The sequence below is a fragment of the Serratia sp. CY76391 genome, assembly GCF_052166695.1.
GTDB classification, from domain to species: domain Bacteria; phylum Pseudomonadota; class Gammaproteobacteria; order Enterobacterales; family Enterobacteriaceae; genus Serratia; species Serratia nematodiphila.
Window position 1 is genome coordinate 372,993 of record NZ_JBJNOJ010000007.1, and the last position, 16,515, is coordinate 389,507.

The 16,515-nt window shown below is 60.2% G+C and carries 12 protein-coding genes and 1 riboswitch; of the genes, 7 read left to right on the forward strand and 5 right to left on the reverse strand.

Translation table 11 applies throughout. The features are described from left to right. Window positions 1-19: 19 nt before the first annotated feature. From ACJ8PN_RS15095 to ACJ8PN_RS15105, 3 genes are read right to left on the reverse strand one after another with little or no spacing between them, the layout of a single operon-like run. On the reverse strand, window positions 20-1,309 hold the full coding sequence (locus ACJ8PN_RS15095; RefSeq protein WP_015379233.1) for a maltoporin: 1,290 nt from the start codon (window positions 1,307-1,309) through the stop codon (window positions 20-22). 32 nt (window positions 1,310-1,341) lie between these two features. Beyond that, window positions 1,342-2,451 carry a maltose/maltodextrin ABC transporter ATP-binding protein MalK gene (malK, locus tag ACJ8PN_RS15100; protein WP_171454847.1) on the reverse strand — a complete coding sequence of 370 codons (1,110 nt, stop codon included), beginning with the start codon at window positions 2,449-2,451 and terminating at the stop codon, window positions 1,342-1,344. After that, on the reverse strand, window positions 2,444-3,415 hold the full coding sequence (locus ACJ8PN_RS15105) for an alpha-amylase family glycosyl hydrolase (RefSeq protein WP_442535035.1): 972 nt from the start codon (window positions 3,413-3,415) through the stop codon (window positions 2,444-2,446). Before ACJ8PN_RS15105 ends, malK begins: the two co-directional genes overlap by 8 nt. Before the next feature lie 358 nt (window positions 3,416-3,773). Here ACJ8PN_RS15105 and malE point away from each other — a divergent pair, with 358 nt between their 5' ends. The 3 genes from malE to malG are packed head-to-tail and all read left to right on the forward strand — an operon-like array spanning window position 3,774 to window position 7,504. Continuing rightward, window positions 3,774-4,967 carry a maltose/maltodextrin ABC transporter substrate-binding protein MalE gene (gene malE, locus ACJ8PN_RS15110; RefSeq protein ID WP_033631965.1) on the forward strand — a complete coding sequence of 398 codons (1,194 nt, stop codon included), beginning with the start codon at window positions 3,774-3,776 and terminating at the stop codon, window positions 4,965-4,967. 57 nt (window positions 4,968-5,024) lie between these two features. Next, on the forward strand, window positions 5,025-6,602 hold the full coding sequence (gene malF, locus ACJ8PN_RS15115; protein WP_442535036.1) for a maltose ABC transporter permease MalF: 1,578 nt from the start codon (window positions 5,025-5,027) through the stop codon (window positions 6,600-6,602). Window positions 6,603-6,613: 11 nt separating this feature from the next. Continuing rightward, entirely contained in the window at window positions 6,614-7,504 is an 891-nt protein-coding gene (gene malG / locus ACJ8PN_RS15120) for a maltose ABC transporter permease MalG (protein WP_021505147.1), read from the forward strand. A 211-nt stretch (window positions 7,505-7,715) separates the two neighbouring features. Here malG and psiE read toward each other — a convergent pair whose 3' ends face one another. After that, window positions 7,716-8,123 (reverse strand): phosphate-starvation-inducible protein PsiE, encoded by a 408-nt coding sequence (psiE, locus tag ACJ8PN_RS15125; RefSeq protein WP_015379238.1) that lies wholly within the window; start codon window positions 8,121-8,123, stop codon window positions 7,716-7,718. A 224-nt stretch (window positions 8,124-8,347) separates the two neighbouring features. Between psiE and ACJ8PN_RS15130 the strand changes: the two genes are divergently transcribed. Then, window positions 8,348-9,781 (forward strand): capsule assembly Wzi family protein, encoded by a 1,434-nt coding sequence (locus tag ACJ8PN_RS15130; RefSeq protein ID WP_004936691.1) that lies wholly within the window; start codon window positions 8,348-8,350, stop codon window positions 9,779-9,781. Between the two features lie 62 nt (window positions 9,782-9,843). On the opposite strand, the gene pgi is transcribed toward ACJ8PN_RS15130, so the two are convergent. Then, on the reverse strand, window positions 9,844-11,490 hold the full coding sequence (gene pgi, locus ACJ8PN_RS15135; protein WP_130017691.1) for a glucose-6-phosphate isomerase: 1,647 nt from the start codon (window positions 11,488-11,490) through the stop codon (window positions 9,844-9,846). A 229-nt stretch (window positions 11,491-11,719) separates the two neighbouring features. Between pgi and ACJ8PN_RS15140 the strand changes: the two genes are divergently transcribed. The 3 genes from ACJ8PN_RS15140 to panS all read left to right on the forward strand — a co-directional run bounded on the left by ACJ8PN_RS15140 (window position 11,720) and on the right by panS (window position 16,312). Continuing rightward, on the forward strand, window positions 11,720-13,528 hold the full coding sequence (locus ACJ8PN_RS15140; RefSeq protein ID WP_004936687.1) for a cation:proton antiporter: 1,809 nt from the start codon (window positions 11,720-11,722) through the stop codon (window positions 13,526-13,528). 52 nt (window positions 13,529-13,580) lie between these two features. Then, a riboswitch (Lysine riboswitch) is annotated at window positions 13,581-13,775 on the forward strand. Window positions 13,776-13,882: 107 nt separating this feature from the next. Then, window positions 13,883-15,250, forward strand: a complete 1,368-nt coding sequence (gene lysC / locus ACJ8PN_RS15145; protein WP_004936686.1) for a lysine-sensitive aspartokinase 3 — start codon at window positions 13,883-13,885, stop codon at window positions 15,248-15,250. Window positions 15,251-15,394: 144 nt separating this feature from the next. Next, the gene (gene panS, locus ACJ8PN_RS15150) at window positions 15,395-16,312 is read left to right on the forward strand and encodes a ketopantoate/pantoate/pantothenate transporter PanS (protein WP_156866308.1); all 918 of its coding nucleotides are present in this window, start codon (window positions 15,395-15,397) and stop codon (window positions 16,310-16,312) included. Window positions 16,313-16,515 lie beyond the last annotated feature (203 nt).

A 16,515-nucleotide genomic window follows, 5' to 3' on the forward strand; every position in this document is an offset into this window, starting at 1 on the left:
GGCCCTCCCCGTCCTGTCGTTACCACCAAATTTCCATCTGGGCGCCGAAGGTGACTTCGTCATCCTTGCCGCGGCTGAAGGTATGCATGCTGGTGTCGTTGTAAGCGGTGCCGGCGTTATACCCGGTATCATCGCCGGTGGCGTAGCCCCACTTCTCATCCCACTTGGCGTAGGTGGCGAACAGGCGGATGGCCGGACGCGACCAGATGCTGTTGCCCGCCTGCCATTGCTGCGCCAGGGTCACTTTATACTGGCCGTTGCGATCGCCGGTGCGCTGGGATTTGACGTTGTCATAGCCGGCTTCCAGCAAGGTGCTCATGATCGGCGTCCATTTGTACATCGGGCGCACGCCCACGGTGTACCAGGTGGTGCCGTTGTTGTTGTCGCGGTCGATGTCCTGGAACATGGCGACGTACATCAGCGCCCATTGATCGTTGAAGTCGATGGCACCGTGATCCAGCACGCGGATCATCTTGCCGTTGTTATCGATGGTGGCGCCTTCGTTGCGGCCGTTGTTCTGCGAGGTCATCGAGTCGGTGGCGTACTGCAGCACGAACTTGTTGTAACCGTTCAGGATGCTCTGCGTGTGTTCCGCGGTGAACATCCAGCCGTCTTTGCTGGCACCGTCCGCCAGGCGGTAGTTATCCTGCGCATTGGCGCGGCCGTAGTCCACGCCCAGCTCCAGGGTGCCGCCCGGGTTCAGCTCCAAGCCGGCCAGACGCAGGTCGAAAGTGTCGTTGACGGTCGGACGCTGTTTCCATTCGTTATCCAGATAGCCGTAAGAGCCGCCGGATTCGGAGTTGCGGGTCACGGCGGCGGACAGCTTGCCGAAGCCCAAATCGATGTTTTCCAGACCGGCGCCCGGGCCGGAGATATCCCAGTAGTAGAAGTCGATCATGTGAACGTCATGACGCTGATAGAAACGCTTACCGGCCCACAGCGTGGAGCCCGGCAGCCAGTCGATCAGGTTTTTACCCTGCACGTTGACTTCGCGGAAGCCCGGCGTCACGTCTTCCCAGTCGGAACGTTGCGAGACCGAATAGGCCAGGTTGGTGTCAAAATAGAAGCTCTTGTCGCCTTCTTTCCACACTTCCTGCCCCAGTTTCAGTTCGGCGTAGGTTTCACATTCGTTGCCGAGACGGTATTTGCTCGCGGCGCCGGTGGCCTTGAAGCACTGTTGCTCACCGCCGCTGCCGGTCCAGCCGATGCCGGAACGGGCGTAACCGTGAAAATCCACGGCCAGCGCCTGAGTAGAGAGAACACCGGCGGCGACAGCCAGTGCCAGAGGAAGTTTGCGCAGAGTAGTCATCATTATTCTCCTGTTATACCGACTTTGATGCTTTAAACGCCCGGCTCCTGGTGCAGCCGTTTACATGCCGTACCGTCTTCACGGAACAGGTGGCAACGATGAGGCGGCAGGCCGATGGCGAATGTGGCACCTTCTTCTACCAGCACCACGTCGTTCTGGCGGTACACCAGGTTTTGACGGATGGCCGGGATTTGGATGTGGATTTGCGTCTCGTTGCCGAGCTGCTCCACCACCTGTACGTCGCCGGTAAGCCGCACTTCAGAGGCTTCGCCGGGCAGCAAATGTTCGGGGCGAATGCCCAGTGACAAGTTGGCGCCGGGCTGAACGCCCGCGCCGTCCACCGGCAGCCAGACCAGCTGACGGTTGGGCAGTTCGACCTGCACCTGTTGCGGCTGCGCAGCGGTCACCTTGACCGGCAGGAAGTTCATCTTCGGCGAGCCGATAAAGCCGGCGACAAAGCGGTTGGCCGGGTAGTGGTACAGTTCCAGCGGCTTGCCGACCTGCGCCACGCGACCGGCGTCGAGCACCACGATCTTGTCGGCCAGCGTCATCGCTTCGACCTGATCGTGAGTGACGTAAATCATGGTGCGCTGCAGGCGCTTGTGCAGACGGGAGATCTCGATGCGCATCTGCACCCGCAGCGCGGCATCGAGGTTGGACAGCGGTTCGTCGAGCAGAAACACGTCCGGCTCGGCCACCAGCGTGCGGCCGATCGCCACGCGCTGACGCTGACCGCCGGACAGCGCCTTCGGCCGCCGATCGAGCAGGTGCGCCAGCTGCAGCACCTCGGAGACCTGGTTCACCCGCTGATTGATTTCCGCTTTCCTGGCGCCGGCCAGCTTCAGGCCGAACGACATGTTGTCCGCCACCGACAGGTGCGGATACAGCGCATAGGACTGGAACACCATGCCGATGCCGCGCTCGGAAGGCGGCACCTCATTCATCCGTTTCTCGCCGATCAGCAGGTCGCCGGAGGTGATGTCCTCCAGCCCGGCGATCATGCGCAGCAGCGTCGATTTGCCGCAGCCCGACGGCCCGACAAACACCACAAACTCGCCGTCTTCGATGGTCAGATTGACGTCTTTGGAAATCACGGCCTCACCGAAGGCCTTATAAACGCTGCGCAGTGTCACGCTAGCCATGCGTTACTCCCCTGCTTTCGCAGTTAACATGTCGTGTGAAAATGGCGGAGGCAAAGCCCGCCAAAACCCATTGATGACCCTCTTGCTGCGCGCCGTGCTGCCATGCCAACGGCAAGGTCGCCTCAGACGGCGCGGCCGCCTGAGTATAAGGCTGCAGGTTTATCAGCGCTTCAAGGCATTGATCCTGATGGGTAATAAGTAAGCGCACCACGCCGTCCCGCTGGCTGACCGCGTTCAGCTCGCCGCGCTGGATGAGCGGCGAACGGCGCAGGGCCAACAGCGCCTGGCAGTAACGTAAGGTGGAGTGGCTGTCGTGCTGTTGGCGGCTGATGGCCAATGCGCGGTGTTCGATCGCCACCTGCTGATACCAGCTGATTTCCCCGGCGGTGACCTGTTCGGGGGCTTCATGCCACGGCATCGGCGTTTGCGCGCCGCGCGGATCCTGCAGGCCGGCGGCATGCGGCAGCCCCAGCTCTTCGCCCTGATACAGGCAGATCGGCGCCGGCAACATCGCCAACAGCGTCAAAAAGGCGGCGGCGGAACGCAGATCGCCTTGCCCCCAGCGGCTGACCACTCTTGGCTGCTCGGCGTCCCCGGTGCTCCACAGGCTGTCCGCCAACGTGGCGCGGCGGGCGTGCAGCACCGCCGCCAGCTTCTCCGCGCTGAACGGCATCACGTCGAGCGCCAGCGCGCCGTGGGCGAACCGCTGCGGCGCGACGGCATTGCGAACGCGGTTGGCTTCATCGCCGTACCACAGCGTCAGCCCTTCGCCCGTCACCGTCGCCTCGGTCTCCGGCGCCAGCGTCTGCGGCAGCAACAGGCCGTCGATCGACAGCGCTTTCAGGTACGGCAGCGCCGCCAGCATGCCGTGCGCGTCGCCCACGCCGTCCCCGTTTCCGTCACGGAAACTGGCCGGATGGATCCGGTACAGGGTGGGCTGAGTGGCGATAGGCATTGACGACATAAATCCGGTATCCCTGCTGCGCGTGGCGTTAAAAATCGATGTGCCGATAGTGCGGGAGTCACCGGAAAGGGTAATCATCCGTAACAGGATTTTTCATGGGGGAGGAGGCGGGAGGATGAGAGAACGACCGCGGCGATGAGAAGTTCCGCGCTTAAGGCAAATCTGTGATCCGGCTGGCAAAAATCGCCCCCCTATTTTGTGCCTGACGCCACAGAATAGAGCACAACGTTAACTGGATCACACTCCTCATCTCAGGGGCGTAGAGGGGGGGAGGATGAGAATATGTCGCGTTGTGACCCACTATTACCGCGAAACGTCTCTCCTTGATTTATGTGCCCACAAAAAGAAGGACTGGATTATGACTCGCAGCATTACCCTCGCCCGCACGCTGGCGCTCTCGGCACTGGCCACCCTGGTGCTCTCTTCTTCCGCCTTCGCCAAGATTGAGGAAGGCAAACTGGTTATCTGGATCAACGGCGACAAGGGCTATAACGGCCTGGCGGAAGTCGGCAAGAAATTCGAAAAAGACACCGGCATCAAGGTCACCGTCGAGCACCCGGACAAGCTGGAAGAAAAATACCCGCAGGTGGCCGCCACCGGCGACGGTCCTGACATCATTTTCTGGGCCCACGACCGCTTCGGCGGCTATGCGCAGTCCGGCCTGTTGGCCGAAATCCACCCGTCCAAAGCCTTCCAGGACAAGCTGTTCCCGTTCACCTGGGATGCCGTGCGCTATGACGGCAAGCTGATCGGCTATCCGATCGCCGTCGAAGCGCTGTCGCTGATTTACAATAAAGACTTGGTCAAACAGCCGCCGAAAACCTGGGAAGAGATCCCGGCGCTGGACAAACAGCTGCGCGCCGCCGGCAAGAGCGCCATCATGTGGAACCTGCAGGAACCCTACTTCACCTGGCCTATCATCGCCGCCGACGGCGGTTATGCCTTCAAGTATGAAAACGGCAAATACAACATCAAGGATGTCGGCGTCGCCAACGCCGGTTCACAGGCCGGCCTGCAATTCATCGTCGATCTGGTGAAAAACAAACACATCAACGCCGATACCGATTACTCGATCGCCGAGGCCGCGTTCAACAAAGGCCAGACCGCGATGACCATCAACGGCCCGTGGGCCTGGAACAACATCGAGCAGAGCAAAATCAACTACGGCGTGACGCTGCTGCCGACCTTCAAAGGCAAACCGTCCAAGCCGTTCGTCGGCGTGCTGACCGCCGGCATCAACGCCGCCAGCCCGAATAAGGAGCTGGCGACCGAGTTCCTCGAGAACTACCTGCTGACCAACGAAGGGCTGGCGGACGTCAACAAAGACAAACCGCTGGGCGCGGTGGCGCTGAAGTCTTATCAGGAGGCGCTGGCCAAAGATCCGAAGATCGCCGCCACCATGCAGAACTCGCAAAACGGGGAGATTATGCCGAACATCCCGCAGATGAGCGCCTTCTGGTACGCCGAACGCAGTGCAGTGATCAACGCCGTCAGCGGCCGTCAGACGGTGAAAGCCGCGCTGGACGACGTGCAGACCCGCATCACCAAGTAACGACGTCGTGCGGGGCGCCGTGGCGCCCCGCCATTGCTTCACAGAAAGGAACGCCCTATGCAATTCGCTCACGCCGGGACGCCCGCGCGTAAAAAATCGAAGTGGTGGCAAAGCGACACGCTGAAATGGCTGGTGGTCGGCCTGTTCAGTCTGGTGACCTGCTACCTGATTGTGTTGATGTATGCACAGGGTGAATACCTGTTCGCCATCCTGACGCTGATCCTGGTCAGCGCCGGACTTTACGTCTTCGCCAACCGCCGCGCCTACGCCTGGCGCTATGTGTATCCCGGCGTCGCCGGCATGGGACTGTTCGTCCTGTTCCCGCTGATCTGCACCATCGCCATCGCCTTTACCAACTACAGCAGCACCAACCAGCTGACCTTTGAGCGCGCGCAATCGGTGCTGATGCAACGCCAGTTCCAGAGCGGCAAAACCTTCACCTTCGGCCTCTACCCGGCGGAAAATCAGCAATGGCGCCTGCAATTAACCTCGCCGGACAGTGAACAGCCGTTGATTTCCGAGCCTTTCCGCCTCGACGCCGCTGCGCCGCAAACCCTGACATTGACCACGCAGAGCGCCGCACCGCAGGGCGAACGCGCCACGCTGCGGGTGATCACCCAGAATCGGCAAGCGCTGAGTCAGCTGGTGGCGCAACTGCCCGACGGCGGTGAATTGCGCATGAGCTCTCTTCGCCAATTCTCCGGCACCCGCCCGCTGTATGCGCTGGACAAAGACGGCAGCACGCTGACCAATAACCAGACCCAGATGCGCTATCGGCCGAACGGCGACATCGGCTTCTATCAGGCGATCAACGCCGACGGCGGCTGGGCGCAGGAAACCCTGAGCCCCGGCTATACCGTCACCACCGGCTGGAAAAACTTCCTGCGGGTGCTGCAGGACGAGGGCATCAAGAAACCGTTCGTGTCGATCTTCATCTGGACCATCGTGTTCTCGGTAATGACGGTGATCCTCACCGTGGCGGTCGGCATGGTGTTGGCCTGCGTGGTGCAGTGGGAGGCGCTGAAAGGCAAGGCGATCTACCGCGTGCTGCTGATCCTGCCCTATGCGGTGCCGTCGTTCATCTCGATCCTGATCTTCAAAGGGTTGTTCAACCAGAGCTTCGGCGAAATCAACATGATGCTCAGCCATCTGTTCGGCATCAAACCCGCCTGGTTCAGCGATCCGCTCACCGCCAAGAGCATGATCCTGATCGTCAACACCTGGCTCGGCTACCCGTACATGATGATCCTGTGCATGGGGCTGCTGAAAGCGATCCCGGACGATCTGTACGAGGCCTCGGCGATGGATGGCGCCAACCCGTGGCAAAACTTCTTCCGCATCACCTTGCCGCTGCTGATCAAGCCGCTGACGCCGCTGATGATCGCCAGCTTCGCCTTCAACTTTAACAACTTCGTGCTGATCCAGCTGCTGACCAACGGCGGCCCGGACATGATCGGCACCACCACGCCGGCCGGCTATACCGATCTGCTGGTCAGCTACACCTACCGCATCGCCTTCGAAGGCGGCGGCGGGCAAGACTTCGGCCTGGCGGCCGCCATCGCCACGCTGATCTTCCTGCTGGTGGGCGCGCTGGCGATCCTGAATTTGAAAGCCAGCAAGATGAACTTCGATTAGGGAGAATAACGATGGCCATGGTTCAACCCAAATCCCAGCGCTTGCGCCTGTGGATCACCCATATCTTGATGCTGTGCTTTATCGCCCTGATCATGTTCCCGCTGCTGATGGTGGTCGCCATCTCGCTGCGCTCCGGCAACTTCGCCACCGGCAGCTTGATACCGGAAACCCTCTCTTGGGATCACTGGCGGCTGGCGCTCGGCTTCAGCGTCACTCACGCCGACGGCAGCGTGACGCCGCCGCCGTTCCCGGTGCTGCTGTGGCTCTGGAACTCAGTCAAGATCGCGGCGATCACCGCCATCGGTATCGTGACGCTGTCCACCACCTGCGCCTACGCCTTCGCCCGCATGCGTTTTCGCGGCAAGAGCACGCTGTTGAAAAGCATGCTGATCTTCCAGATGTTCCCGGCGGTGCTGTCGCTGGTGGCGCTGTACGCCCTGTTCGACCGCCTGGGCCAGTACATTCCGTTTATCGGCCTGAACACCCACGGCGGCGTGATTTTCGCCTACATGGGCGGCATTGCGCTGCACGTCTGGACTATCAAAGGCTATTTCGAAACCATCGACAATTCGCTGGAAGAAGCGGCGGCGCTGGATGGCGCCACGCCGTGGCAGGCGTTCCGTCTGGTGCTGTTGCCGCTGTCGGTGCCGATTCTGGCGGTGGTATTCATTCTGTCGTTTATTGCCGCCATCACCGAAGTGCCGGTGGCGTCGCTGCTGCTGCGCGATGTGAACAGCTACACGCTGGCGGTGGGGATGCAGCAATATCTCAACCCGCAGAACTACCTGTGGGGCGACTTCGCCGCCGCCGCGGTGCTATCGGCGATACCGATTACCGCCGTGTTCCTGCTGGCGCAGCGCTGGCTGGTGGGTGGCCTGACGGCCGGCGGCGTGAAGGGGTAATTTGTGCCACTGCAGTGCGTTTGATGTTTTTCCTTATCTTTTACCCTATGGATTTCAAGTTACAGCTAGGCGACCAGCTCGCTAAGCCCAGGCGCTTACTTCAGTAAGTAACTGGGGTTAGCGAGTGCAGTCAACAACGCTGTCGCTTGAAAGACGACGGGTAATTATATCCTGTGTCTTTGGCGGCCTCTGGCCGCCATTTTTATCTCAGCTACTCCCGTTTCAGCCGGTCGGTGTTGGCCAGATAGAGCGTCACCACCAGCACCAATATCGCCGCCGCGTAGATCAGGGTGTCGATGGGATTTTTGTGATCCACGATAATCAAACGAATAATCGCGGTAATGCCGATATAAATAAAATAGCGCAGCGGGAAATGATAACCCGACTCAAAATACTTGACGATCAAGGCGATAAATTCAAAGTACAGAAAATAAATCACGATGCCTTCAATCAACAGGTAAGAGGACGACTCTTCGCTGTTAATAAATAACACCTTCGCCAGATGGATGGTCTCCTTGACCAGAAACACCACCAGAATTGCCGCCAGCAGCAATAAGCCCACGTTCAGCACCCGCTGCAGCCCTTTCGCTATCATGATCGAACGCGACGTTTTTGCCATAAAACCTCTCCTGAATACCGCTTATATGATTCAACCGTGCCAATATAGGCATTGTCCTAAAAATTCCGCCCCTCACGAAAGCACTTTAAACCCCATTTAATTCATCACGTTATAATAAGATGTTTCTGACTTATAGATTTGTAGCAAATCGAAATGTCAACTATCATGGGTCACAGAGATCTTTACATAAAACCAATAACCTCGAATTAACAAGGGAATTCTTTATGCGCGCTAAACTTAACGGACTGGTCGCTGCAGGCCTGTTTACCTGTGCATTGTCCGGCCACGCCGCCGGCCTGGTAGCCCCTGACAACGATCTGCGTAACGATCTCGCCTGGTTGTCTGACCGCGGCGTCATCAACGTCAGCCTGTCCACCTGGCCGCTGAGTCAGGAAGAGATCAGTTCCGTTATCGCGCAGGCCAAACCGGTCACCAATACCGAGAAAAACGTCATCGACCGCGTGCAACGCCGCGTTGACGCCCTGAAAGCCAACATCCGCGTCAGCGGTTACGCCTCGACCGATAAACCCGGCACCCCGCAGGGCTTCGGCCAAAACGAGTACGCCGACGATCGCCTGACCATCGGCGCCGGCGCCAACGGCGAGTTCTGGGACGTGCGTCTGCAGGGCTCGGTGGAAGGCGATCAGCGCGTCAGCGACGGTTCCAAATTCAACATGAACGGCTCCTACGGCGCGGTGAAGATCTGGAACCAATGGCTCTCCTTCGGCGAGGTTTCCCAGTGGTGGGGCCCGGGTTACGACGGCAGCCTGATCCGCTCCGACGCCGCGCGCCCGGTGGCCGGCTTTATGCTGCAGCGCGCCGATCAATCGCCGTTTGAAACCCCGTGGCTGTCGTGGATCGGCCGCTGGCAATACCAGTTGTCCGCCGGCCAGCTGTCGCAGTACGCTGCCGTACCGGACACCAAGCTGATCGGTGGCCGCCTGACCATGATGCCGACCGACTTTCTGGAGCTGGGCGCTTCACGCGTCATGATGTGGGGTGGTGATGGCCGTCCGCACTCCTGGAGTTCCTTCTGGGATGGCGTAACCGGCAACGACAACACCGGCGATCCGAAAAACGATCCGGGCAACCAGTTGGGCGGTTTTGACTTCAAACTCAAGCTGCAGCCGCTCATCGGCATGCCGGTCAGCCTTTATGGTCAGATCACCGGTGAAGATGAAGCAGGCATGTTGCCTTCGCATAATGCCTATATGCTGGGGCTTGAAGGCCATCCGGAATGGGGCCCGACCACCATCAACTGGCATATCGAAGGTTCTGATACCCGCTCTAACGGCAACGCCAACAACGTGATGTACAACCACTACATCTATCGGGGCGGTTACTACCAGCAAGGTTATCCGCTGGGCCACGCGATGGGCGGCGACGGCCAGATGCTGTCCGGTCGCGTGGAAATGGTGCTGGACGATGGCCAACGTTGGAGTACCCGCCTGGTGTACGCCAAGGTGAACCCGAACAACCAAACCATCAACCGGGCGTTCCCGCGTTCCGATACGCTGAAAGGCATTCAGCTCGGCTGGGGTTACAGCTTCGATTCTCAGGTTAAATTCGATACCAGCCTGTGGTACACCGACAGCGATCACAGCACCGCCGACGACGTGGGTGCTGGCATCAGCTTCGAAGTGCCGATCAACCTGTAATTTTTTGCAGACGTAAAAAAAACCCGCCGCGGCGGGTTTTTTATTGGCTTCAGCTCAGGCGCTTAGCGCCATTCCTTGAAGCGGTTGATCAGCGCATTGGTCGAGCTGTCATGGCTGCTGATTTTCTCGCTGCCCGCCAGCTCCGGCAGGATGCGGTTAGCCAGCTGTTTGCCCAGCTCCACGCCCCACTGATCGAAGGTGAAGATGTTCAGGATCGCGCCCTGGGTGAAGATCTTGTGCTCGTACAGCGCGATCAGGCTACCCAGGCTGAACGGGGTGATTTCACGCAGCAGGATCGAGTTGGTCGGCCGGTTGCCTTCAAACACTTTGAACGGCGCCACGTGCTTGACCTGCTCAGGGGTTTTGCCCTGCGCCGCGAACTCGGCTTCCACCACTTCCAGCGACTTGCCAAACGCCAGCGCTTCGGTCTGAGCGAAGAAGTTGGACAGCAGTTTGGCGTGATGATCGCCCAGCGGGTTATGGCTGATGGCCGGCGCGATGAAATCGCACGGCACCAGCTTGGTGCCCTGGTGGATCAGCTGGTAGAACGCGTGCTGGCCGTTGGTGCCCGGCTCGCCCCAGATGATAGGGCCGGTCTGGTAATCCACCGGGTTGCCGTTGCGATCGACGTACTTGCCGTTGGATTCCATGTTGCCCTGCTGGAAGTAAGCGGCAAAACGGTGCATGTACTGATCGTACGGCAGAATGGCTTCGGTTTCGGCGCCGAAGAAGTTGTTGTACCAAATACCGATCAGCGCCAGCAGCACCGGCAGGTTTTTCTCCGCCGGCGTTTCGGCGAAGTGCTTGTCCATAGCGTGCGCGCCGCTCAGCAGCTGCTCGAAGTTGTCATAACCGATGGACAGCGCGATCGACAGGCCGATCGCCGACCACAGGGAGTAACGGCCACCGACCCAGTCCCAGAATTCGAACATGTTGTCGGTATCGATGCCGAACTCGGCTACCGCTTTGCCGTTGGTGGACAGCGCGGCGAAGTGCTTGGCCACGTGCTGTTGATCGGCGGCGCTGCTCAGGAACCAGTCACGCGCGCTGTGGGCGTTGGTCATGGTTTCCTGAGTGGTGAAGGTTTTGGAGGCCACCAGGAACAGCGTGGTTTCCGGATTCAGCGGCTGCAGCGTTTCGGCGATGTGGGTGCCGTCGACGTTGGAGACGAAGTGCATGTTCAGGTGGTTTTTATAAGGGCGCAGCGCTTCGGTCACCATGTAAGGGCCGAGATCCGAACCGCCGATGCCGATGTTCACCACGTCGGTGATCGGCTTGCCGGTGTAGCCTTTCCACTCGCCGCCGATGACGCGCGCGCAGAACTGTTTGATCTTGGCCAATACCGCGTTCACTTCCGGCATCACGTCTTTGCCGTCGACCAGAATCGGGCTGTTGCTGCGGTTGCGCAGGGCAATATGCAGCACCGCGCGATCTTCGGTGCGGTTGATCTTCTCACCGGCGAACATCGATTTGATGGCACCTTGCAGATCGGTTTCTTTCGCCAACGCCTGCAGCTTCTCCAGGGTTTCCTGCGTGATGCGGTTCTTGGAATAGTCCACCAACATTTGATCGTTGAAGGTCGCGGAGAACTTGGAGAAACGATCGCTGTCTTGGGCGAACAGGTCAGCGATCCGTACGTCTTTCATCTGTGCATAATGTTGCTGCAGGGCTTGCCAAGCAGCGGTTTGACTAGGATTGATATTTTTCATAGCAACACTCTTAGGCTTGAGAATAAAAATGACGCGTTTGTCCGATTGTAGCCTGTTCGACTGTGATTATGATCTCTTTTCTTGCGATAGGCGCTAACTGTCAACGCATTGCCGCCTCGTTTCAGCTTTCACTCTATACTTTTGGCTAACGGCCTGTTATCGGGGTTGCCGAATTGTCATCAGGCTGTGTCATCGTCGCTTATTTCGTCATTTGAAAGGGATCTCGCTTATGGAATTATCCGCCCCGCTCATGTTGGTGCTTATCGGCCTGGCGTCGCTGCTGGCGCAGTGGCTGGCCTGGTTGCTGCGCCTGCCGGCCATCTTGCCGCTGCTGCTGTTCGGCATCGTGCTCGGCCCGACGGTGCATCTGGTACAGCCGGATCTGCTGTTCGGCGATCTGCTGTTTCCGCTGGTGTCGCTGTCGGTAGCGATCATCCTGTTCGAGGGGGCGCTGACGCTGCGCTTCGAGGAGATACGCGGCCTCGGCGGCGTGGTGCGCAACCTGGTCACCGTCGGCATGCTGGTCACCTTTCTGGTCATCAGCCTCGCCAGCTGGTGGCTGCTGGATTTCCCGCCGGAGCTGGCGGCGCTGATCGGTGCGGTGACGGTGGTGACCGGGCCGACGGTGATCGCACCGCTGATGCGCGTGGTGCGGCCGAACGCCAACATTAACCAGGTGTTGCGCTGGGAAGGGATCGTCATCGATCCGGTCGGCGCCATCTTCACCCTGCTGGTGTTCGAGTTTATCGTGCTGAAGCAGAATGCGGAGTCCTATACCCACCTGTTTTGGACGCTGGGCGTGACCGCCGCCGTCGGTCTTATCGCCGGCGCGCTGTTCGGCTACCTGCTCGGCCTGGCGCTGCGCCGCGTTTGGCTGCCGCGCTACCTGCAGAACCTGGCAGTGCTGGCTATTATGCTGACCGCCTTCGGCGTCTCCAACGCCATCGCCGACGAATCCGGCCTGCTGACCGTCACGGTGATGGGCATCTGGCTGGCCAACATGCGCGACGTGGACACCAGCGATATTCTGGCGTTCAAAGAGGAGCTGTCGGCGATCCTGATCTCGGCGCTGTTCATCATTCTGGCGGCGCGGCTCGACATCCAGGCGCTGTGGAACATGGGCTGGCCGCTGCTCCTGCTGCTGCTGGCGGTGCAGTTCATCGCCCGGCCGCTGTGCATCGCGGTCTCGACCTGGCGCTCTTCCCTGCACTGGCGCGATCGGCTGCTGCTGTGCTGGATCGCCCCGCGCGGCATCGTGGCCGCGGCGGTCAGTTCGCTGTTCGCGCTGACGCTGCAGCGCAGCGGCTATCAGGGTGCCGACCGGCTGGTGACCGTGGTGTTCGCCATCATCATCGGTACCGTGGTGTTGCAAAGCCTGACCAGCGGCATGATGGCGCGCTGGCTGCGGGTGCAGCAGCAGAAACCGCGCGGCGTGCTGATCGTCGGCGCCAACAGCGTGGCGCGCATGCTGGCGCAGGCGCTGATCAAGCTGAACGTGCCGGTGATCGTCACCGACAGCAGCTGGGAATACTACCGTCAGGCGCGCATGGACGGCATTCCGGCCTACTATGGCCACGCCTACTCCGAACACGCCGAGAACTACCTCGATCTGAGCAATATCGCCCAGGTGCTGGCGCTGTCGCCCAATCGCCACCAGAACGCGCTGGCGGTCTACCACTTCGGCCATCTCTTCGGCGAAGATCACGTGTTCGCCATCCGTTCGGGGGCGCCGCTGAAAGGGCGCGGCGCCAGCGCGGAAAGCTCGCGTTTCCGCCGGCATGAAATTTTATTTAATCAGGAAGCCACCTACGGCCGCCTGAGCAGCCTGCTCGCCAGGGGGGCCACCATTAAAGCGACCAAATTGAACGAAAATTTCGGTTGGCTGGAGTATTTGGAGAAACATCAGGGCGTTATTCCGCTATTCAGCCAAAAGGAAGACGGTTCTCTGCAACCGATTGGCGCCGGTTCCACGCCCGCGATGCCCTGTACGCTTATCGCGCTGGTGCAAGATGAAAATCCCTCACCGTCTGTACGTTGACAGAATGGCGATAACCGGCTATTCCTAACAGCCTACTTGCGCACCCGGTGCGCAAGCCAGAAGAGGCGCGTCGCCCAGGTAGAGTGTCAGAGGAGCCGTTTCTCCGTTGACGGCACCCGAGGGGGAGCGACGCCGAGGTAGGGTAATGGCCGGCCATTATCGTATCGACTACAGGGGCTGAATCCCCTGGGTTGTCACCAGGGGATCGCCCGCAGGGCGATCGACAAGGTGGGGCGCTTCTGGGTGTATCGTAGCCTGACCTCTACGCCTGCCCCCTGTTTACCGCTCTCCCCTTGTGCCAAGGCTATGGAATTACAGTGCCCCAAACGGGCATCCCTGACACGAGGTTTCTAGATGAACCAAGCAGCACCCCAGAATTCCACCGTGGTAGCCAAGTTCGGCGGCACCAGCGTCGCCGACTTTGAAGCCATGAACCGCAGCGCCGACGTCGTGCTGGCCAACCCGCAGGTCCGCCTGGTGGTGTTGTCCGCTTCGGCGGGCGTCACCAACCTGTTGGTCGCCCTGGCCGAGGGTTGCGAGGCCGACAAGCGCAATTACCAGCTTGATGAAATCCGGCGCATCCAGTACGCCATCCTCGATCGCCTCGCGGCGCCGGCGGTGATCCGCGACGAAATAGACCGCCTGCTGGAAAACATCGCCATGCTGTCGGAAGCCGCGTCGCTGGCCACCTCGACGGCGTTGACCGACGAGCTGGTCAGCCATGGGGAGCTGATGTCCACCCTGCTGTTCGTTGAAATCCTGCGCGCCCGCAACGTGCAGGCCGAATGGTTCGACGTGCGCAAAGTGATGCGCACCGACGATCACTTCGGCCGCGCCGTGCCGGACAGCGCCGCGCTCAGCGAACTGGCCCGGGCGCAGTTGCAGCCGCGCCTGCAGGAAGCGCTGGTGGTCACCCAGGGCTTTATCGGCAGCGAGCCGAAAGGCCGCACCACCACGCTCGGCCGCGGCGGCAGCGACTATACCGCCGCGCTGCTCGGCGAAGCGCTCGGCGTCGGCCGGGTGGATATCTGGACCGACGTGCCGGGCATCTACACCACCGATCCGCGCGTGGTGCCGGCGGCCAAGCGCATCGACAAAATCGGTTTCGAAGAGGCGGCGGAAATGGCCACCTTCGGCGCCAAAGTGCTGCATCCGGCCACCCTGTTGCCGGCGGTGCGCAGCGATATTCCGGTGTTCGTCGGCTCCAGCAAGGATCCGGCGGCCGGTGGCACGCTGGTGTGCAACACCACCGAGAACCCGCCGCTGTTCCGCGCGCTGGCGCTGCGCCGCAAGCAAACGCTGCTGACGCTGCACAGCCTGAACATGCTGCACGCGCGCGGTTTCCTGGCCGAGGTGTTCAACATCCTGGCGCGCCATAATGTCTCCGTCGATCTGATCACCACTTCGGAAGTCAGCATCGCGCTGACCATGGACACCACCGGCGCCACCTCCGTCGGCGGTAGCCTGCTGACCACCTCACTGCTGACCGAACTGTCGTCGCTGTGCCGGGTGGAAGTGGAAGAAAACCTGGCGCTGGTGGCGATCATCGGCAACCAGCTGTCGCGCGCCTGCGGCGTGGGCAAAGAGGTGTTCGGCGTGCTCGATCCGTTCAATATCCGCCTGATCTGCTACGGCGCCAGCAGCTATAACCTGTGCTTCCTGGTGCCGGGCGAAGAAGCCGAGCAGGTGGTGCGTACCCTGCATCACAACCTGTTCGAATAAGTCATTATCCCTGATTGCGGGCGCAGCATGCTGCGCCCCTGCGTCTAAAAAATCCGTTCAAAACCTGCAGGGGTTCAGCATGTTGAGCCCGCAATAAAAACACAACCATATCCACCGTTCTCAATCTGGCTAAGGAAAACCTGCATGCTGGCACTACTCACGCGCTTATTCCCCCTCTGGGCGATACTGCTGTCCGTCGCCGCTTATTACACGCCGACCACCTTTACCGGTATCGGCCCCTACGTCAGCCCGCTGCTGATGCTGATCATGTTCGCCATGGGCGTCACGCTGCGGCTCGACGACTTCAAACGCGTGCTGGCGCGCCCCGGCCCGGTGGCGGCAGGCATCTTCCTGCATTATCTGATCATGCCGCTGGCGGCCTGGATCCTGGCGATGCTGTTCCGCATGCCGCCGGATCTGTCCGCCGGCATGGTGCTGGTGGGCAGCGTGGCCAGCGGCACCGCCTCCAACGTGATGATCTATCTGGCCAAGGGTGACGTGGCGCTGTCGGTGACCATCTCGGCGGTCTCGACGCTGGTGGGCGTGTTCGCCACGCCGCTGCTGACCCGTCTGTACGTCGACGCCGAGATCAGCGTCGATATCATGGGCATGCTGTTGAGCATTCTGCAGATTGTGGTGATCCCGATCGGCCTGGGCCTGATCGTCCACCATACCCTGACCAAGGTGGTGAAGCGCATCGAGCCACTGTTGCCGGCGTTGTCGATGGTGTGCATTCTGGCGATCATCAGCGCGGTGGTGGCGGGCAGCCAAAGCCATATCGCTTCGGTCGGCCTGGTCGTTATCATCGCGGTGATCCTGCACAACGGCATCGGTCTGCTGAGCGGCTATTGGGGCGGCAAATTGTTCGGCTTCGACGAGTCCACCTGCCGCACGCTGGCGATCGAAGTGGGCATGCAGAACTCCGGGTTGGCGGCCACGCTGGGCAAAATCTACTTCTCGCCGCTGGCCGCGCTGCCAGGCGCGCTGTTCTCGGTCTGGCACAACCTCTCCGGTTCACTGCTGGCAGGTTATTGGTCCGGCCGCCCTATCAAGAAGAAATAAACCGCCTGTAGGGACGCAAACAATTGCGTCCCTTTTCTTTTCTGCGAAATTTCGTATTTCCTACTGGTCGGATTGTCATAATTCCCCTCATCCCCTATCATCCGTGAAAAATAAAAATTCAGATTCTTCCTATCCATGCCGATAATGTTGGCAAGAGGAAGAGACGCTCCACTTTTTTTAATTAATTAAGTCACCAGGGTTGC